21 protein-coding genes and 1 tRNA gene are annotated in these 19,886 nt (G+C 45.8%); 2 read left to right on the top strand and 20 right to left on the bottom strand.

The features are described from left to right. Positions 1-28: 28 nt before the first annotated feature. The 18 genes from FXV78_RS08365 to FXV78_RS08265 form a co-directional block, all read right to left on the bottom strand. Positions 29-907 carry a DUF6017 domain-containing protein gene (locus FXV78_RS08365; protein ID WP_039959351.1) on the bottom strand — a complete coding sequence of 293 codons (879 nt, stop codon included), beginning with the start codon at positions 905-907 and terminating at the stop codon, positions 29-31. Between the two features lie 565 nt (positions 908-1,472). After that, a complete protein-coding gene (locus FXV78_RS08355) occupies positions 1,473-1,742 on the bottom strand; it encodes a DUF5720 family protein (RefSeq protein WP_004841094.1) in 270 nt (89 codons plus the stop codon). Between the two features lie 12 nt (positions 1,743-1,754). Continuing rightward, positions 1,755-2,690, bottom strand: coding sequence for a ParB/RepB/Spo0J family partition protein (locus FXV78_RS08350; protein ID WP_004841095.1), 936 nt, complete (start codon positions 2,688-2,690; stop codon positions 1,755-1,757). Continuing rightward, positions 2,647-3,468 (bottom strand): ParA family protein, encoded by an 822-nt coding sequence (locus tag FXV78_RS08345; protein ID WP_039959352.1) that lies wholly within the window; start codon positions 3,466-3,468, stop codon positions 2,647-2,649. The genes FXV78_RS08350 and FXV78_RS08345 overlap by 44 nt, the downstream gene beginning before the upstream one ends. Positions 3,469-3,945: 477 nt before the next feature. Continuing rightward, entirely contained in the window at positions 3,946-4,338 is a 393-nt protein-coding gene (rpsI, locus tag FXV78_RS08330; RefSeq protein ID WP_004841100.1) for a 30S ribosomal protein S9, read from the bottom strand. Positions 4,339-4,364: 26 nt separating this feature from the next. Further along, positions 4,365-4,793 carry a 50S ribosomal protein L13 gene (gene rplM, locus FXV78_RS08325; protein ID WP_004841102.1) on the bottom strand — a complete coding sequence of 143 codons (429 nt, stop codon included), beginning with the start codon at positions 4,791-4,793 and terminating at the stop codon, positions 4,365-4,367. Between the two features lie 246 nt (positions 4,794-5,039). Further along, positions 5,040-5,110, bottom strand: a tRNA-Gln gene (locus tag FXV78_RS08320). A 159-nt stretch (positions 5,111-5,269) separates the two neighbouring features. Next, a complete protein-coding gene (gene dapF / locus FXV78_RS08315; RefSeq protein WP_022037264.1) occupies positions 5,270-6,103 on the bottom strand; it encodes a diaminopimelate epimerase in 834 nt (277 codons plus the stop codon). 81 nt (positions 6,104-6,184) lie between these two features. Continuing rightward, complete coding sequence (locus tag FXV78_RS08310; RefSeq protein ID WP_039959354.1) at positions 6,185-6,427, bottom strand: HPr family phosphocarrier protein; 243 nt, start codon at positions 6,425-6,427, stop codon at positions 6,185-6,187. A gap of 73 nt (positions 6,428-6,500) precedes the next feature. Next, positions 6,501-7,460, bottom strand: coding sequence for a carbohydrate kinase family protein (locus tag FXV78_RS08305; protein WP_004841109.1), 960 nt, complete (start codon positions 7,458-7,460; stop codon positions 6,501-6,503). 21 nt (positions 7,461-7,481) lie between these two features. Next, positions 7,482-8,429 (bottom strand): TIGR03943 family putative permease subunit, encoded by a 948-nt coding sequence (locus FXV78_RS08300; protein ID WP_004841112.1) that lies wholly within the window; start codon positions 8,427-8,429, stop codon positions 7,482-7,484. A gap of 24 nt (positions 8,430-8,453) precedes the next feature. Beyond that, positions 8,454-9,587: a CobW family GTP-binding protein gene (locus FXV78_RS08295; protein ID WP_039959357.1), complete on the bottom strand. Its 1,134-nt coding sequence runs from the start codon at positions 9,585-9,587 to the stop codon at positions 8,454-8,456. Positions 9,588-9,603: 16 nt separating this feature from the next. Next, positions 9,604-10,356, bottom strand: coding sequence for an exodeoxyribonuclease III (locus tag FXV78_RS08290; RefSeq protein ID WP_004841116.1), 753 nt, complete (start codon positions 10,354-10,356; stop codon positions 9,604-9,606). Positions 10,357-10,421: 65 nt separating this feature from the next. After that, a complete protein-coding gene (truA, locus tag FXV78_RS08285; protein WP_004841118.1) occupies positions 10,422-11,156 on the bottom strand; it encodes a tRNA pseudouridine(38-40) synthase TruA in 735 nt (244 codons plus the stop codon). Between the two features lie 4 nt (positions 11,157-11,160). Continuing rightward, positions 11,161-11,610, bottom strand: a complete 450-nt coding sequence (gene nrdR / locus FXV78_RS08280; RefSeq protein WP_009245363.1) for a transcriptional regulator NrdR — start codon at positions 11,608-11,610, stop codon at positions 11,161-11,163. A gap of 61 nt (positions 11,611-11,671) precedes the next feature. Then, the gene (locus FXV78_RS08275) at positions 11,672-11,926 is read right to left on the bottom strand and encodes a YlmC/YmxH family sporulation protein (protein ID WP_009245364.1); all 255 of its coding nucleotides are present in this window, start codon (positions 11,924-11,926) and stop codon (positions 11,672-11,674) included. A 130-nt stretch (positions 11,927-12,056) separates the two neighbouring features. Continuing rightward, positions 12,057-13,256 carry an ABC transporter permease gene (locus FXV78_RS08270; protein ID WP_004841127.1) on the bottom strand — a complete coding sequence of 400 codons (1,200 nt, stop codon included), beginning with the start codon at positions 13,254-13,256 and terminating at the stop codon, positions 12,057-12,059. Continuing rightward, positions 13,249-14,031, bottom strand: a complete 783-nt coding sequence (locus FXV78_RS08265) for an ABC transporter ATP-binding protein (RefSeq protein ID WP_004841128.1) — start codon at positions 14,029-14,031, stop codon at positions 13,249-13,251. The genes FXV78_RS08270 and FXV78_RS08265 overlap by 8 nt, the downstream gene beginning before the upstream one ends. A gap of 184 nt (positions 14,032-14,215) precedes the next feature. Between FXV78_RS08265 and FXV78_RS08260 the strand changes: the two genes are divergently transcribed. Further along, complete coding sequence (locus tag FXV78_RS08260) at positions 14,216-14,602, top strand: DUF3783 domain-containing protein (RefSeq protein ID WP_004841129.1); 387 nt, start codon at positions 14,216-14,218, stop codon at positions 14,600-14,602. A 17-nt stretch (positions 14,603-14,619) separates the two neighbouring features. Here the strand turns inward: FXV78_RS08260 and FXV78_RS08255 are convergent, their stop codons facing one another. Together FXV78_RS08255 and FXV78_RS08250 are read right to left on the bottom strand one after the other, a co-directional pair. After that, positions 14,620-16,362, bottom strand: coding sequence for an ABC transporter ATP-binding protein (locus FXV78_RS08255; RefSeq protein ID WP_004841131.1), 1,743 nt, complete (start codon positions 16,360-16,362; stop codon positions 14,620-14,622). Further along, positions 16,355-18,094 (bottom strand): ABC transporter ATP-binding protein, encoded by a 1,740-nt coding sequence (locus tag FXV78_RS08250; protein ID WP_039959361.1) that lies wholly within the window; start codon positions 18,092-18,094, stop codon positions 16,355-16,357. The genes FXV78_RS08255 and FXV78_RS08250 overlap by 8 nt, the downstream gene beginning before the upstream one ends. A 150-nt stretch (positions 18,095-18,244) precedes the next feature. Here FXV78_RS08250 and FXV78_RS08245 point away from each other — a divergent pair, with 150 nt between their 5' ends. Continuing rightward, positions 18,245-19,813 (top strand): DUF975 family protein, encoded by a 1,569-nt coding sequence (locus tag FXV78_RS08245; protein WP_004841135.1) that lies wholly within the window; start codon positions 18,245-18,247, stop codon positions 19,811-19,813. Positions 19,814-19,886 lie beyond the last annotated feature (73 nt).

Here is a 19,886-nt window from a genome sequence, read left to right as displayed (position 1 = left end):
CCTCCTTTGGCATGATAAAAGGCAGCCTTTACCAGCCGCCTGCGTGCATATCGTGGTTGACCAATGAAGTGAAGTGATTGTTCATGGTGGTAGGCGCATTGAACAGCACCGCAAGCAGGTACTGCTTCATGTTGCGTACCTGGGTGGTGTTCTTTTGCAGACAGTCCATGACAAACTCGATGTGGGAGCTATCCAACTTCAAAAAACGGGAACGCACGATCTCGTGAGGGAAGTCTGCCCCAGAAATCCGGGTGGTCTTTCGTTTGGCACAGACGGTTTCTACCAACAGCTCTACGATCTCATTCAGGTCATCCAGGTAGAGAGGATAACGCTGCTTCAAGCAGTCATACTCGATATTCTCCAAAATCAACTCCCGATAATTTTCTATCTCTGTGACAGACATCGCATCCCTTCCTTTCCGTTCCGGCGGTCTTGCCGCCGCTGTTTCCCGGAAGGGAATGGAATCGGTACTTGATCCATAAGTAATTGATTTTTCTGTATTTGATTTCTCTATATTTAATTCTGCGGGCTTTTCCGTATCCGGTTTTACCATATCCGGGTTTTCCGTATCTGGTGAAGCCGTATCCGGCTGGGACAGATCTGGCTTCTTTGGCTGTGGCTGTTCATAAATGATGTACTCGGTATCAGTAATACGGCCATTCGTGCCGCGAAGCTGCCTGCGAACAATGTAGCCAGCTGTTTCCAGCTCTTTGAGTGCAGAGCCAATGGCGTCCACACCCTCCTTACAGATGGAAGCCAGACCTCTTGTAGTGTAATTCCACTCCTCTGGGAGCGACAGGATCATGGAGAGCAGACCCTTAGACTTTAAGGTCAGCCCCTTATCCTTCAGATGATAATTTGACATAACGGTGTAATCGCGTGTCCGTTGTACGCGGTAGACTGCCATTCACTTCACTCCTTCCTGTGGTCAGAAAATAACAAAAGCCGCTGTCAGTAAAGACGCGGCTCAAACTTCATAGAAAACTCCTGGTCTCCCATCAAAGGGATAGCGGCTGATGTCCTCAAAGGCGTCGGCAACCTCCTCCGCTGGATAGTCCTGCCAGTCCCGCTCCCTGACGATATGATGGATAGTACGTTAACAGGTAGAAAACCTTTCATACGCCGAACGATATTTCGTATTCACGCAGGAGACATCCACAAACCGCCCGTCCTCCAAGAGCCATAGTTCCCTGATGCAAGAAGCATCCACCTGCGTAGAATGACTCTGGATAGTTTTTTGGTAAATACAAAATCCCCGCTGCGGAAACAACTCTGGCCCATAGTAGTTCAAAGAACACTCATGGTTCCCAGCGGTCTGGTAAGCAAGGACACTTTCCCCACGATAGCGGACAGACTGCGCCACAAGTTCCATGTTCAATCTGGAGAGCGCCCTTTTCCGCTCCTTTTTGTCGGGGAAAAGATAAAGATACGCCGTCCTAATGGCATTGCAAATTTCTTTTTCTCTAAACATCTTATTTTCTCCGTTTTTTCTTTACATCCAAGACATGCCCCTCAATTACACGGGCGTGCCTTTTGATCTTGATCTCCCTGCGCTGCTGGCTTTGCAGGGCGGACTGATACCCGTCCTCAGTCAAAAACAGCCGCATTTCATCTCCGGGGCTGCCGTAAGGAGTGCTGGGACGCAGGACGGAAAACTCAATCATCCAGCGGGTGTTATCCCAAAACCTCTCTACGGCGAGAATGTTGTGTCCTTTCAGCTCACGGGCTGAAATATCCCTCATAGGCGGCTCCTTTCATCGTTCCTGGTCTCTCTGACGCTTTTTCTGCCATGCCTCCAGCAGCTTGATGATGGTTTCCTGCATCCGCTGGGGCGTATAGCTTTTAGGGAAATACTTCCGCAAGGTGTCAGAGGTAAATGTCACTCGGTCCAGATCACTTTTCTTTTCCTCACCCATGATGACACGCATCATATCGAGGGTCAGATGCCCCTCCTGGCTGTATTTCTTGAGCCGCTGGGCTTGGGAAAGGGAAGGGGTAGCCTGTTCGCTGTCCATGGCGTCCAGCAGATCTGTCTGTTCTTCTTTTTTGAGAAAGGACAGCTCATAGGCTGGGTTCAGGGCAATCTTCTTTTCATCCACCATATCCATCAATTCTGGAATCAGCTCTGTCAGACGGATATAGCGAAAAATCTGGTTTTTACTCTGCCCAACTTGCTCTGCCAAAACCTCGCTGGACTTCTTGCCCTCTAACTTGTTCCCAACTTGGGAACAAGTTAAATCAACTCTCTCCCCCTGATGTTTCATGGCATTCAGCTTCATTTTATAAGCAAATGCTCTTTCACTGGGGAGCAGGCTTTCTCGTTGTAAATTGCTGTCAACCATAATGATCGTGGCGGCATCATCATCCAAATCCCGAACAATGACCGGCATAGTTTCCTTTTCTGCCAGCTCACTGGCTCTGTGCCGCCTGTGTCCGGCCACCAGCTCATAACCGCCCTCCGGGTCCGGTCGGGCAATCGCCGGAACCAGAACGCCATACTGCTTGATACTGTCAGCGGTCTCCATCATGGCTTCGTCATCCTTGACTTTGAATGGGTGGTTCTTAAACGGATGCAGTTCAGACAACGGAATTTCCTGAATCTTTTCCAGCTTTGCATCCTGGCGACCTTCTTCGGTGGAAAACAGATCATCTACCGAGGCCAGCTCTATTTTTTTCGCGCTGCTTTTCAAGTTTCAACACCTCCTTCGTCAGATTTTTGTAGCCCTCTGCCACCTTGCCGCCGGGATCATGGGCAAAAATGCTTTTTCCCTCGGCGCTGATTTCCTTTGCCCGAACAGAATGGGGAATCTCTGTGCCGAATACTTTGATCTTGCTGCCATAGGTCTCCCGCAGGAGCGCGGAGATCTCTTTGGCAAAGTTGGTTCGGCTGTCCACCATCGTCAGCAGGATACCGTCTATCTGGAGCTTGGGGTTGATCTGCCGCTTTACCTTGTTCACCGTGGAGAGCAGTTGTTCCAGCCCTTTGGCGGGCAGATACTCTGCCTGAACGGGAATTATGATCCTGTTCGCAGCGGCCAGCGCATTGACTGTGAGCATCCCCAGAGAGGGCTGGCAGTCGATGAGGATATGGGAGTATTGCCCCTTCAGCGTGTCCAGATATTGCCGCAAGACAGTCTCACGGCTCATGGCATTTACCAGAGATACTTCCATACCGGATAACTGGATGTCCGCAGGCATCAGGTCTACGCCCTCAGGGTGGTGCAGGATACCCTCGCCGGGACGGAGCGGCTCATCCATCAGGATGCGTCCCATAGCGTCCGACAGCGTAAAGGGCAGCTTGTCCGGCTGGGGATTGCCCAAGCTGATCGTCAGGCTTCCTTGCGGGTCTCCGTCGATCAGCAGGACTTTCTTTCCGGCCTGCGCCAAACCGATTCCAAGATTGGCACAGGTGGTGGTTTTGCCAACGCCGCCCTTCTGGTTGGCAATGGCAATGATTTGCGTGTTCATTGACTTCACCTCATTTCTAATTGTTGCTGTTGCTTCTGGAAATAGAAAAAGCCGCCACTCCAAAATAAAAAGTGAAGTGACGGCTCTTTCTATCGCCGGAATACGAGTTCCTGAAATGAAAAAAGCACCCAGTCATTTTATACTGAGTGCTATATCAAATTCATATTCAATTATTCAAATTAGGTCAAACTATGCCAAACTGCCACAGCCCAAAACGAGGGGAAGGCAGGCTGAAAAGTACCTCCAAAAACACCCCAAAATCGGCTCTCGGTTAACCACTTTGGGCACCACTTGACCCTCTTTTTGCCCTCTTTTTGGCCGGTTAACCACTTGCGGACCACTAAAAATTGGGTGAAAACGGCTCTCGATTTGCCAAATTTGGTCAAACCACATCAGCCCGTTTAGATACAGTAAAACCCCGGAAAACCTTGATTTTCCGGGGTTTTTGAACCATTTTGATACGGTTTGAACAGCAGATTATCTCTTGCTGAACTGAGGCGCGCGACGAGCTGCCTTGAGACCGTATTTCTTACGTTCTTTCATACGTGGGTCACGTGTCAGGTATCCAGCGCTCTTTAATACTGGTCTGTACTCAGCTTCAGCTTCAAGAAGTGCTCTGGAGATTCCGTGACGGATTGCTCCAGCCTGTCCTGTGTATCCACCACCATGTACGTTTACGATTACATCAAATTTGTCTGTTGTTCCTGTAGCAACGAGTGGCTGACGAACAACAACTTTTAATGTTTCCAGTCCAAGATACTCATCGATATCTCTTTTATTGATTGTGATCTTTCCTGTTCCCGGTACAAGATATACTCTTGCAACAGATTTTTTTCTTCTTCCTGTTCCGTAATATTTTGCGTTAGCCAATGTAATGTCCTCCTTTCAACCTTTCCTTAAAATGTCAGTACTTCTGGTTTCTGAGCCTGGTTGTTGTGCTCTGGTCCAGCGTATACATGAAGTTTCTTGATCATTGCTCTTCCCAAAGGTCCTTTTGGAAGCATTCCTTTTACAGCAAGTTCAACAACTTTTTCTGGTTTCTTTGCAAGCATCTCAGCCAGTGTTGTCTCTCTCATTCCACCTACATAATCAGAGTGATTGTAGTAGATTTTCTGCTGTAATTTCTTTCCTGTTACTTTCACTTTATCAGCGTTTACAACGATTACGTAATCTCCTGTATCAACGTGTGGTGTGTACTCTGGTTTATTTTTTCCTCTTAACACTTTAGCGATCTCTGAAGACAGACGTCCTAATGTACATCCTTCAGCGTCAACCACATACCATTTTCTTTCGATCTTGTCTGGGTTAGCCATATAAGTTTTCATGGGTGTTCCTCCTACTTACTAATTATCATAGATTATTTACTTTAACTCTTCTATATGAAATCAGCATACTCCGGGGCTTTGGTGTAAGCTGTTTCTCCTTATGTCATACTGCTTTATTATATTCTTTTTGTCCTTGATTGTCAATGTTTTTTTCTCCAAAAACAACAGTAAAAATCACTCTGCAACTGTACACAGTAACATACTCCGGACATAAAAATAAGACAGCCTTTATGACTGTCTTACAAGCTACGGATAGAGGACTCGAACCTCTACTAACAGAGTCAGAGTCTGCTGTGCTGCCATTACACCAATCCGCATCATTTCTCTTTCTGTCAGACTCAACATTTACATTATATCGCAATTTTCCAAAAAGTCAAGCACTTTTTTTATTTTTTAAGCAAAGTTCGTTACCGTTCATCTCAGGTATTGATAGTAACCGGAGATAAACCGTAACGAACGCCCTGCCTCTTTTTCTATTATGCCTTCCACACTCCGTCAAAAACAACCTCTGCCGGTCCTGTCATATAGATTTTATTCTGTTCACGATCCCATTCGATCAGCAGATCTCCTCCGAGCAGCTTAACCGTCACTTTGTTTTCTGTATATCCTCCGAGAATACATGCCACTGCCACTGCACAGGCTCCGGTTCCACAGGCAAGTGTCTCCCCGGATCCCCGCTCCCAGACACGCATACTTGCCGTGTGTCTGTCTAAGACTTTCACGAATTCTGTATTCACTCTGTTCGGAAATCGTTCATGATGCTCGAATTTCGGTCCGATCTTCTCAATCTCCAGATGTTCGATATCATCCATAAATATGACTGCATGAGGATTTCCCATAGAAACACAAGTCATCTGGTATTCTGTTTCGTCCACAAGGATCGGAACAGCAACCGCTTCCGCCTCATCTGCGATGACCGGAATCTGCGCCGGTGTCAGGATCGGACTTCCCATGTCCACTCTTACCAGAACCACTTTTCCATCCTCTACAGTCAGATCCAGATATTTAATCCCGCCCAGTGTCTCCACAGAAATATGTGTCTTATCGGTAAGACCATAATCATAAACATATTTTGCCACACAACGAATTCCGTTTCCACACATCTCTCCCCTGGAACCGTCTGCATTATACATCTCCATCTCAAAATCTGCTTTCTCGGACGGATTGATCAGAATCAGTCCATCCGAACCGACTCCAAAATTCCGGTTGCTCACTTTTACAGCCATTTCAGAAGGATTTTCAATCCGTTCTTCAAAACCATTCACATAGACATAATCATTGCCCAATCCCTGCATTTTTGTAAATTTCATCCTGCTCTCTCCTTTCTTTTTCGAAAAAGGGTATCTCCCATCCACTGGAAAATACCCTTATGTTATCGATGTATACATACTTTAAACAAGAAATTTCTTGATCAATTCTTTCAATTCTTCTGCATCCCCATTAAACACCTGCAGTTCCATCTCTTCCTCTATATTCATACTGCAGATTCCCAGAAGAGACTTCGCATCAATCGTAATTCTCCCCTGTTTCAGATCAACATCTCCATCAAACTGATTCACTGCTTTTGCAAATTCCTGTATTTCATCGATGTTTCTAAACTTCACACACAATTCTTCTGCTACTGCTTCCGGCATTGTATATTCCTCCCATATCTTCATGTACTGCGCTTCATTGTACACTATTTATCGGGAAAAAGAAAGCAGTTTTTTATTTTTGCAGAAATTCCAGAACCTCTTCCTTCTCCGGCATGGAACGAATCGCTCCTTTTCTGGTTGTAATCAGCGCTGCTGCTGTATTTGCAAATGTGAGCATTTCTCCCAGCTGTTCTTCCGTCAGATTTTCAAAATCATGCTCCAGAATATAATTTAAAGAGCTTCCGCAGAATGTATCTCCGGCTCCTGTCGTTTCGATCGCCTTCACTGATTTTCCGGCTCTTTCTACACGCATTCCCTTGTAGTACGCACGGCTTCCGTCTTTCCCCATTGTCAGAAGAATCAACGGAATCTGATATTTCTCCTGAAGATACCGGATTCCCTCATCGTAATCTTCTTTTCCTGATACAAACTGAATCTCATTATCAGAAATTTTCAGAATATCACAGTACTGGAATCCGTACTCCATCTGTTCTTTCGCCAGATCCAGAGAACTCCACAGCGGCGGGCGCAGATTCGGATCAAAGGATACTAAAAGTCCATTGTCCTTCGCTGCCTTAAGCGCTTTTTTTGTTGCCTTTCTGACTTCTTCATGTGTCATGGACAGAGTTCCGAAATGGAACAGTCTTGCCTGACGGATAAAGTCTTCCTCAACTTCCTCCTCACGAAGCATCATATCTGCCCCCGGATTTCTATAGAAAGAAAATTCTCGGTCTCCATCCGGGAAAGTATGTACAAATGCAAGCGTCGTGTTCACTTCATCATCAGTCAGAAGATTAGATGCATCAATCCCTGCACTGCTGATCGTATCCCGCAGCAGTCTTCCAAACTGATCATCTCCTACTTTTCCCAGAAATGCAGTCTTTTTACCAAGCTTGTTCAGCATTGCCAGCACATTACACGGCGCTCCTCCCGGGCAGGCTTCGAACAGGTTATTTCCCTGTTCGCTCTGTCCGTTCATTGTAAAATCAATCAAAAGTTCTCCCATTGCGATTACGTCAAATCTTTTTTCCATCTTGTCTCTCCCTCACTCTTTTTAGTTAAAGTAAACCAGCTCTTCGATTGGTTCGGCTTCTTCAATATGCTCTGCCTCCAGAATCGGTCCGGTACCTTTATACACTGATACATGTCCATACTGTACTTTTGCGCGCACCTTCACCCATTCTCCTGCCTGCAGCTTCGGTGCGTAGGCGCTCTTGCAGATATATCCTAAAAATGTAGTGTCATCCGCACAACAGGTCATCGCCATCCGTCCCGGAAGAAATACCTTGGACGGAAATCCTTTCGGCTTTAATACTTTTGCGGTAAATTCAATCACTTTTCCCTTGTATCTGTCCGGATTTTCCATAACATCCACATACCAGATTCCATAATCCTCTCTTGGAATCTCAATCACAGGCGCGTTCAGATCATACGGCACATCATCCCCGAAAATATTCTCGATCTCACCGTTTTCATCCTCAAAGATCACTTCTGCCTGTGGGCTGACTACTTTCACACTTCTGCGGTATCCTGCCAGAGGTTCAATATCTGTACAACGATTAAACAGCACCAGTTCCGCCCCGCGTACCATTTCCACAAACAACGGCTTCAGGTTGTTCAGATACATCTGGAATGTACTGGCATCCACTGTTGTCAGCTTCTGTTCGATCTCCCATCCTTCAGGAAGATTTAACGCTTCAAAGTCACTGACTTTCCACATTCCGTTGTATTCGATCACCACACGCTCCGGCGAATATTTTTCATGCAGTTCATTTAAGAATGCTTCTGTCAACTCTTCCTGTTCTTCTATTTTGATGATCTTCACACCATGCTTTGCCATTTCCAGCGGATCAAACTCTTCCTCACCTTCCTCGCAGAGAATCAGAAGCGTTGTTCCATCAATCTGAAAATAATCCTGTGTCAGTGTGAACTTTAAAAACTGGGATTTTCCACTGTCTAAAAATCCAGTCATCAGATAAACCATTACATCCGGTTCATTCATTGTTCTCTCTCCTGTCTGTAGTTTCTATTTTTTCAGTCCAAATAATTCTTCCAGCTTGTCTTCTTCCAGCCTGGAACCGATCACACAGATTCTTCCCGTATATTCCGCTGCCCCGCTTCTGACTTCATGCTCCTGCGGAACCATGTCAAAATAAATCCACTCTCCGTCTGCACCTGCGACCATTCCCTTTGCACGAAGAACAGTTCCGTATGTGTCATCCTCTTCCAGCGTCTTTAAGATTCTGCTGATTTCTTCCCTGCTGTAGGTTTTGATCGTCTCTCGTCCCCAGCTTGTAAACACTTCATCTGCATGATGATGGTGATGATGTTCATGGTCATGATTGTGTCCGCAGCCACAACCGCACTCCCCATCATGATGATGTTCATGCTCGTGATGGTGCTCATGGTGATGGCCATGTCCGCAGCCACACTCCTCTCCATGATGATGGTGATGCTCATGATGATCGTGTTCTTCATGGCAATGGTGATGGTGTGCGTGTTCATGCACATGTCCGCATTCCGGGCAGATTTCCTCTTCCAGGAGCAACTCTTCTTCCAGAGATTTGCTGTGCTCCATTGTCTCCAGAAGCTTCTCTCCTGACAACTGCTCGATTGGAGTTGTGATGATTGGAGCCTTTTCATTTAACTTGCGAAGCAGCGCAACACTTTCTTCCACTTTCTCTGGTTTTGCCTTATCTGTACGACTTAAGATGATCGCACCTGCATATTCGATCTGATTGCTGAAAAATTCTCCGAAATTCTTCTTATATAATCTGCATTTTGTCACGTCTACAACTGTTGTAAAACTGTTCAGCTCCGCTTCGATCTCATCCTGCACATCCTGCACTGCTTTGATCACGTCAGAAAGTTTTCCAACACCGGATGGCTCGATCAGAATCCGATCCGGATGATACGTATCTACCACTTCTTTTAAGGATTTTCCAAAGTCTCCGACTAACGAACAGCAGATACATCCGGAATTCATCTCCCTGATTTCAATTCCCGCTTCCTTAAGAAATCCTCCGTCAATCCCGATCTCTCCGAATTCGTTCTCGATAAGCACAACCTGTTCTCCCGAAAATGCTTCTTTGAGCATCTTTTTAATAAATGTTGTTTTTCCGGCTCCTAAAAATCCGGAAATAATATCAATCTTTGTCATGTTCATTCTCTCCTTTTTATTTTAAATCCAGCTCGATCGGACAATGGTCTGATCCCATAACATCTGTCAGGATCTTCGCATCCGCAAGCCGGTCCTTCAAACATTCTGAAACGCAAAAATAATCGATCCTCCACCCTGCATTCTTTGCTCTGGCACTGAACCGGTAAGACCACCAGGAATAAATCCCTTCCTGATCCGGATAGAAATACCGGAATGTATCAATAAATCCCGCATTTAACATCTCGGTAAACTTTCCTCTTTCTTCATCCGTAAATCCGGCGTTTTTCCGGTTCGTCTTCGGATTTTTCAAGTCAATTTCTTTGTGTGCCACGTTCAGATCACCACAGAAAATCACAGGCTTCTCCTCTTCCAGTTTCTTCAAATACGCCAGAAAATCAGATTCCCACTTCATGCGGTAATCCAGTCTGGCAAGCTCGTTCTGAGAATTCGGCGTGTACACAGTCACAAAATAAAATTCTTCAAATTCCAGTGTAATCACACGACCTTCCTGATCGTGCTCCTCGATTCCGATTCCATAAGTCACATTTAATGGTTTCTTTTTTGTAAATACAGCCGTTCCGGAATATCCTTTTTTCACGGCATAATTCCAGTACTGCTCATACCCTTCCAGATCCAGCTCAATCTGACCTGCCTGCAGCTTTGTCTCCTGCAGACAGAAAATATCTGCATCTGCTTCCCGAAAGAATTCCAGAAATCCTTTCTGTACGCAGGCACGGATTCCATTTACATTCCATGATATCAGCTTCATAAATCCTCCTGTTTTCTTTAGAAAAACCCAAAAAGGGACCGTCTACTTTCGTACCCGCCCCCAATCTAATAATACACTTCTTTTAATGTCAGCCCTCTTGCAGGTGCAAGAAATCCGGCATCTGCCCTGTCTCTGCCTGCCAGTGCAGCCTTTACCGATTCCGGCGTTCTTCTTCCGTCTCCTACTTCCAACAGAGTTCCTGTCAGGATCCTCACCATATGATACATAAAACCGCTGCCCCGGTATTCGATCCTCAACTTGTCCCCCTGTACCTCCACGATTATAGCATAAATTGTGCGAATTGTGGACTTTTCCTCCTTTTTGTCCGTAAATGCGGCAAAATCATACCGTCCAATCAGATCATCCGCTGCTCTTTGCATCGCCTCTATATTCAGCTCTTTCGGATAATGATAGGTATACTTTCGCATAAACACATCTGGTTTTTCCCGCATATCGATCCAGTATTCATAACATTTTCCAACTGCACTGAGTCTCGCGTGAAATCCGTTCTTTACCAGTTCCATTTCGATCACCCGGATATCCAAAGGAAGCAGCCGGTTCATATTTTGTAAAAACTCAGACTCCTGTACTTTTCCGCGCAGGATCACACTGGCCGTCTGCCCTTTCGCATGGACACCGCCGTCTGTGCGTCCTGATCCCTGTACTTCCACCGGATATCCTGCCGCCTCAGACGCTGCCTGCTCTAAAAGCCCCTGGATCGTCTTGTCTGTATTGCTCTGTCTCTGCCAGCCCTGATACCGGCTTCCATCATAAGCGATCGTCAATTTATAGGTTCGCATACAGCTACTCCAGGATCTTCTTCAGTTCGGACATAAATGTGTTCACATCCTTAAACTCTCTGTATACAGATGCAAAACGGACATAGGCGACCGGATCCAGATCTTTGAGACGATCCATCACGATCTCTCCGATCAATTTGCTTGGGATCTCTTTGTCCTCTCTTTTAAATATCTGGAGCTCGATATCATCGATCGTCTGCTGGATCTGCTGTGCTGAAACTGGACGCTTATAGCATGCCCGCAAAACTCCGGCTTCAATCTTAGATCTGTCATACTGTTCTCTGTTATTGTCTTTTTTGATCACGATCAGAGGAATCGTCTCTACCTTCTCATAGGTTGTAAATCGTTTCCCGCATTCATCGCAGGATCTTCTTCTTCGGATGGCGTTGTTGTCCTCCGCCGGTCTGGAATCGATCACCCGCGTATCCGGATGACCACAATACGGACATTTCATACTCGTTTCCGCCTTTCTTTTCCCTTTGCATTTGGTTTCTTTTCCCCATTATAACCAACATCTAGTACTTTTGCAAAAACTTTTCTTCACAGATTTCCACCAAAATGATATCCGGCCCGATTTTTTTAATACAACCGAACGGAATCACATATTCTCCGTCACTGCCAAGTATCCCGCAAATCTTCCCGGGAACCGGAATAATGATCGCCAGAACCTTTCCATCGCAGACATCAATATCCACATCCACCACACAGCCAAGTCTTCTGCAGTTACATATATTGATCACTTCTTTCTCCCTCAGTTCACAGAGCCTCACACCTCACACCTCACACCCGCTTCCCGAAATCCGTTCTGCCGCTATAAAAAGCGCCTGCATACAGCAGCCTTCTTACTGTTACTATATGCAGGCACCTTCTCTTTGTGAAATGCTCTGTCTGAAACAACTTCTATTTTGCCATTACCTTTTCGCTTTCAAATGCTTTTGCGATTACCGTGATCAGTATCACTCCCAGGATCAATGTCTCTGCCAGTGTCACCGCATACTGCATCACACTCACATCCCCTGTAAGAATACCCTGCAGCGCCAGCGCTGTATTAAACACCGGTACTGCATAATACCAGTTTTCAATATTATGCGTCGTAAACATTGTCGCAATCCCCAAAACCAGAATCAGCATATAAACCGGCATAATATAGCTGCTTGCCTCTTTTGTATCTTTTGCAAAGACAGAAATCAGAACAATGATTCCGGAATACAGGAATGCGATCGCGATCAGCAAAAATGCCATCATCAGCACCTGCCCGACTTCCAGACTCAGTCCCAGCCCCTCACTTCCATAAGCCCCCATCATCTGTGGCAGAAAGCCTACCATAACCGCAACATATACAACCGAACTGATTCCTGAAATGATCATCAGCGCAAATACTTTTCCGAGTACGATCGAGCTTCTTTTGATCGGCGCTACCAGCATACTTGCCATGGTACCACGCTCTTTTTCACCTGCCACCATATCGGTTCCAAGTCCCATTGCTCCCGCAAAAAGTAAGATCGTCACAAAATACGGAAGCATCATGCCAAGTGCTTTGCCGCCGGCTTTCTGTTCATCCTGGATTACCATGTCCGGATTGTCTGAATTCACCGTAAATACTGTCAAAGACTGCATATCTCCGACACGCTCTGACAACAGTGCCTGCCGGTAAACCTCCAGACATCCGCCTGCCACACCTTCATAGGCAGCCTGCGAATACTCTTCGGACGGATTGTAATAAACTTTGATCTGAGGAATCTCATCCCCTGTCTTATAAACTTCTATCTGCTCCAGAAAATCCTGCGGAAAAGCAATCCACAAATCGGCTGATCCATCTCTGATTTCCTCTGTCACTTTCTGTTCGTCATCCACCGTGCGCAGATCCATCTTCTCATTATACGCCTTCAAGTACTGCTCCACACCCTCCGGGGCATTCTGCAGATAAACAATGGGCGCATGAGATTTGACATCATTCTCCAAATTTTTCGAAAAACTGGTCATTACATTCATTACGACCACCATGATGATCGCCGGCAGAAGAAATACAGAAAATAACATCTTTCTGTCTGTCAGCACTCTGGATAATTCTTTTTTACAGATCAATCGAATCTCACGCATCTTCCCCGCCTCCTTTTACCTGACTGTACAATTCAAAAAACGCATCCTCCAGATCTTCTGTCTGTGTCTCTCTTAAGATATCCTCCAGATGCCCTTCCATCACTTTCCTTCCGTCAATGATCACTCCGATCCGGTCACACAGCTTCTCTGCCTCTGACATGATATGTGTAGAAATAATGACCAGCTTTCCCTCCTCTTTCAGGCGCTTCAGATAGTCTGTCACACTCCTTGCCGTCACGACATCCAGACCGTTTGTCGGTTCATCAAAAATAACAATATCCGGATCATGTACCAGGCTGACTGCAATTGCAGCCTTCTGCCCCATTCCGGTTGACAGCTCTTTCATCTTTTTGTGCGCAAAATCCTTGATCCCAAAATAAGTAAACAGTTCCTCTTTTCGTTCTTTGAGCTTCTCCGGCTTCACTCCATGGATCTTCCCGAAAAAGTCAAACATATAATCCGGGGAAAACTGTGGATCCAGCTTGATATCTCCGGTCAGAAATCCGATCTTTTCCCGCACTTTCTCCGGCTCTTTGCGCACCTCATGCCCATCTACATAAATCTCGCCCTTTGTCGGCTTGATGATCGTGGAAATACAGCGCAGCGTAGTCGTCTTCCCTGCTCCATTGGGTCCCAAAAGGCCATAAATCTCACCTTTTTTCGCAGTCAGCGTAAGAGCATTGACTGCCGTCTTGATCGGATTTGTGGTTCTGGATTCTTTCATCTGCTTTTTATTCAACTTATACGTCTTTGTCAGATTCTTAATCTCAATCATACTTTTCCTCCCGGCTGTGTCTGGTGTGCTGTACACCTGTCGTATTATTGTATTATCTTCTTAATACAGCTATTATATTTCTTTTCCCTGTACCCGTCAATAGATTTTTTATAATCTGCCCTTTCCTTACAAGATAAAATCTATTACAATAAATGCAAAAAGATAGATAGGAGATTTCATCTGTATGAGAGAAAGTATTTTATTATTCCATATATCAGACAAAGAAGTAAAAAAGAAAGTGGAACGTGCACTGCTTCCGCTTCGTGTGCGTCTCCGCCACATTACACTCAAAGATTACAGCCAGCCTCTCGGTGTACTTGCAGGGCTGCCGGACATGACACCTTCTGAAGAAATTTATGACGGAGAAGAGCTCTCCGATACAATGATCGTATTCTGCGGACTTTCCAACCAGAAGCTGGATCAGGCGCTTCTTGCTTTGAAAAAAAGCGGTGCGGGACCGTTTCCGTACAAAGCGATCCTCACACCGACCAATCAGCACTGGCTCGCAAAAGACTGTCTTGCAGAATTAAAACGCGAGCATGAATATATGACCGCCCGGGGAAATGCATGATCTCCCCGGGCTTTTTTCTAAGACGCAAACTGGCTTTCATACAGATTTTTATAAAATCCGCCTTTTTCTAACAACTCCTCATGGCTGCCCTGTTCAATAATATTTCCATCCTTCATCACAAGGATCACATCTGCCTCCCGAATAGTAGAAAGCCGATGTGCCACAATAAAGCTGGTACGTCCCCTCATCATACTCTGAAACGCTTCCTGAATCTTCATTTCTGTACGGGTATCGATCGAAGAGGTTGCCTCGTCCAGAATCAACATATCCGGAATTCTGAGCATAACTCTGGCAATACACAAAAGCTGCTTCTGCCCCTGTGACAGGTTTCCGCCCTCTTCTTGAATCAGCGTATCATACCCCTGCTCCATTCTCCGGATAAACCCATGCGCATGAGCCGCCTTTGCCGCCGCAATGATTTCTTCCCTTGTGGCATCTTCTTTTCCATACGCAATATTCTCTGCGATCGTTCCTGCTTTCAGCCAGGTCTCCTGCAGAACCATTCCAAAGTTGGCCCGCAAACTGTCTCTTGTAATATTCTGAATTCCGGTATTGCCGACACGGATCTCTCCACTTTGAATATCATAAAAACGCATCAGAAGATTGATCAGCGTCGTCTTTCCGCATCCCGTCGGTCCTACAATCGCAATTTTCTGACCCGGCTTTACATTCAGGTTCAGATCCTGTAAAAGCTTAATCTCCGGATTATAAGAAAAACTGACATGTTCCAGTGTCATACTGCCGTCTGGATTTTTCAGTTCGATCGCCGATGCCGCATCCGGCTCTTCCGGTTGTTCCTCAATAAAGTCAAATACCCGCCGTGCGCATGCCAGTGCATTCTGAAGCTCTGTGACCACACTTGAGATTTCGTTAAACGGCTTTGTATACTGGTTTGCATAGCTTAAAAAGCAAGACAGCTGCCCCACCGTGATCCCGCCTCCGATTGCGGTAAACGCACCTGCAATACTAACCCCTGTATACACCAGTCCGTTGACAAACCGGGTACTCGGATTCGTAATGGACGAAAAGAAAATCGCCTGCAGGCTGACTTTCTGGAGCTTTTTGTTGATCGTATCAAACCTCTCCACTGCCCGGTCACCGTATCCAAATGCCTGCACAACCTTCTGATTTCCCACCATTTCATCGACAAGGGATGTCATCTGTGCTCTGGTCTCTGACTGTGCTTTAAAAAACACATAAGTTCTCTTCGCAATAAAGCTTGCCACAAACAAAGATACCGGCGTGATCAGGATTACAACCAACGCAATCTTCACATTGATCAGGAGCATAAATACCAGGGTTCCCAAAATCGTCACCACACCGGTAAAGAACTGAGTAAATCCCATGAGGAGTCCATCCGAAAACTGCTCCACATCGGTGATGATCCGACTGATGGTCTCTCCATATGCATGGCTGTCTACATATTTCAGAGGAAGCTTCTGCAGCTTTGCAAATGCCTTTGTACGGACATCCTTAACTACCCGATACGTAATGTGGTTGTTGCACAGATTCATCAGCCACTGCGCAGCGCTTGTTATAACAATAATCCCTGCCAGCCTGAACAGAATCCTGCCGATCGCGTCAAAATCCACACTTCCTTTTCCAATAATCAGATCCACAGCATTACCGATCAGAATCGGAGCATACAATGTCAGCAACGCAGAAATACCCGCAAATACGAATGATAGCATCAAAAAATGCAGATAGGGCCGAATCAGCCAGAGTATCTTTTTCCATACACTTTTTTTCTTTTTATGCATACTGAACCCCCTCCTCTTTCGAAAACTGAGACCGACAGATTTCCTGATAGACACCGCACGCTCCAAGCAGCTCTTCATGATTGCCGTATCCCACCATCTTTCCGTCATCCAATACCAGGATCTTATCGGCATGCATGACAGAGGATGCTCTCTGCGATACCAGAAATACGGTCATATTTTCCGTATCCTGGGACAATGCTTTTCGAAGTGCCGCATCTGTAGCGAAATCAAGCGCAGATGCACTGTCATCCAGAATCAGGATCTGTGGATTTTTCACCAGTGCTCTTGCGATCGTCAGCCTCTGTCTCTGCCCTCCCGACAGGTTTTTTCCGCCTTCGCTGACAGGAGCATTCAGCCTTCCCGGCTTCTCCTCCACAAACTCCAAAGCCTGTGCGGTTTTTAATGCCGCATACATCTCCTGTTCGGATGCCTGCTCATTTCCCATTTGAAGATTACTCTTTATAGTACCGGAAAACAGCACTGCCTTCTGCGGAACCACTCCAATCTGTTTTCGCAGAGCCTCTGTCCGGTATTTTGAAATCTCCAGTCCATCGATTTCGGCTTTTCCCTCTGTCACATCATAAAACCGGGGAATGAGATTGACCAGAGTTGTCTTGCCGGAACCTGTCCCTCCAATGATTCCAATCGTCTCTCCTGCTTTCGCGGTAAAAGAAATATCCTCCAGCGCCGACTCCTGACTGCCCGGATAGCAGAATGTCACGTGTTCCATCTTTACTTTCACGGCTTCCACTTTCGCCTCTGCTTTCTCCCACTCTCCGTCCACAAGCTCGGATTTGAGTGCAAACACCTCATTCAGGCGGGCTGCAGATGCTACTGCTTTTGTAAAGGAAACAATCAGATTCGCCAGAGCCACCAGCGCCAGAAGAATCTGGGACATATAATTGACCAGGGCGATTACCTCTCCCTGTGTCAGCAGCCCTTCATATACCTGTCCGCCCCCATACCAGACAACCGCAATAATCCCGGCGTTGACGATAATATATGTCATCGGATTCAACAGCGCTGAAATCCGTCCGGTCAGAAACTGTAGCTTCATCAGTATCTCACTCTTTGTATCAAACTCTTCCTGCTCTTTCTTCTGTGTACAAAACGCACGGATCACACGGATTCCCGCCAGATTTTCTCTGGTAGAGACAAGCACCTGATCCAGTGCTTTCTGTACTTTTTTATACAGCGGGATCGTCACGATCATAATACCGTAGATCACAAGCGCCAGAAGCGGAACTGTCACGACAAAGATCAATGCGGTCTTTACATTGATCGTAAATGCCATGACCATTGCACCTACCACAATAAACGGCGATCGCAGGAACAGACGAAGCACCAGATTGACACCGGACTGTACCTGATTGATATCACTTGTGATCCTGACAACCAGCGTGGCGCTGCCAGCCTTATCTACTGCCGCATAAGAAAGCTGTTCAATGTGGCAGAACAGATCATGCCGAAGTTCTGTTCCGAAACCGACAGCTGCTTTTGCCGCAAAATACTGCGCCAGCAGGGAACACAAAAGTCCCATTACACCAAACGCCACCAGCAATGCCGCCATCTTCCAGATATACGGGATATCCCGGTTCTGAATTCCGATATCAACAATTCTTGCAGTGACTAATGGCACAATCAATTCAAATACCGCCTCTAAAAGTTTAAACAGCGGTCCGATAATACTTTCCTTTTTATAGTTTTTCAAATAAGGAATCAATTTTCTCAACTTTTCATCCTCCTTGTTCTATGGTTACTGTTCACAGCAATCTAAATTTTAGCAGATTTCAGGTTCTGTTGACAAGGTGCAAATCTTCTTTGACAGTCTGGCGTGAAGCAACTATAATAGGTCTATCATCAGAATCGGAGGAATCCTGTTATGTGGACAAGAAAACATCTGAAACATCAGGCAAAAAAATCACTAAAGAGCAACTATCAGAAAATGGTATCTGTCTGTTTTCTGATCGCATTTTTAACGACCTCATTTGCATCTTCCACTTTTATTTTCCGGCAGTTTCGCCCGGGACTGCAAACAATTTTTGTTCAGACACATCTGAATTTTCCAGATGCCTCCAATTCCTCGATCGCAACAGACACGCTGCAGCACGTATTTCAGATTTCGTTTTCCGGTGCACCACTGGCAACTCTGTTCGAACACATCCTCAATATATATACCAGTGGAAGATCTTTTATCTTTGCCACTTTAAAGACTGTCAACGAGGCCTTCCTTGATCCGTTTTCCACCTCGTTTTTTCTGCTTCTCCTGGGGGTATTGCTCTCTTTTCTCTACACTGTCTTCATTCAAAACGTGCTGCTTGTCGGAGAAGCCCGTTTCTTTCTGGAGGCACGCACTTATCAGCAGACAACGATCAGTAAGCTTTTCTTTCTTTACAAAGTGAACTTCTTTTCCCACCCTGCATGGATCATGACCTGCCGTTGTGTTTTTCAGACTTTCTGGAACCTGACGTTCATCGGCGGCATCATCAAAAAGTACGAATACAGCATGATTCCTTATATACTGGCTGAGAACCCGACGATGGGACGAAAGGATGCATTCTTTTTATCCAGACAGCTGATGCGCGGAAACAAATGGCGGATGTTTCTTCTGCATCTGTCTTTTATCGGATGGAGCATTCTTTCTCTCCTTACATTCGGTATTCTGGATTTTCTGTTTGTCAATCCTTATCAGACAGCCACCGATGCTGAATTATATATGACCCTGCGAAAAAATTATATCCGGTCCCGCGCTCCCCGTTACGAACTGTTTAATGATCCACTTCTGGAACAGGAGCTTTCTGATGACGAGCTACTGATCCGCAAAGCGCTTTATGACGATTCCGAAGGACCTTATACAAAGATTGCCTATTTTGAACCACATCAGTATCCGGCCTTTCTGTTTTCTGTCCAGCCGCCGGTCCGTGCTGTGCATCAGCCTCTGGCTCCGACCGGTTTCTATCACTCGCTGACACTGGCCTCGCTGTTCTTTCTGTTTTCCATTCTTGGATGGATTCTGGAAACACTGAGCTATCTCACAATGGAAGGGGTCTTTTTGAACCGTAGTATTCTGCTTGGTCCATGGATTCCTCTTTATGGAATTTGCGGTGTTCTCAGCGTAACGATGCTGCACCGATTTGCAAAAAATCCGATTCTGGCATTCTGTATGAACGGGTTATTATACTCTGTGATTGGATACCTTTCAGATTTTACAGTCCAGATGATCTGGCACGCAGACCTGCACAAAATTTCTCAATACTTTCGTCCATCTCTGCTGCCTCCGTTTTTTGCGGATGCCGTGTTCCTGGGACTGATCGGATGCACCTGCCAGTATTTCATCGCACCAAAATGGAAACAGGTTACCAGAAAAATCCCGCTCTGGTTCCTGCTTTGCGTATGTGTTCTGCTGGGAATGCTGATGTTGCTGGATGTCTTCTTTGCCTTTTATCGATAATCCACAACTTCTGCGTGGAATAACGTTGCTTTTTTGTACGAAAAATAATATAATTTACTCATCACAATTATTT

It is taken from the genome of Mediterraneibacter gnavus ATCC 29149 (assembly GCF_008121495.1).
GTDB classification, from domain to species: domain Bacteria; phylum Bacillota; class Clostridia; order Lachnospirales; family Lachnospiraceae; genus Mediterraneibacter; species Mediterraneibacter gnavus.
This window is presented reverse-complemented; position numbering and strand designations above follow the sequence as displayed.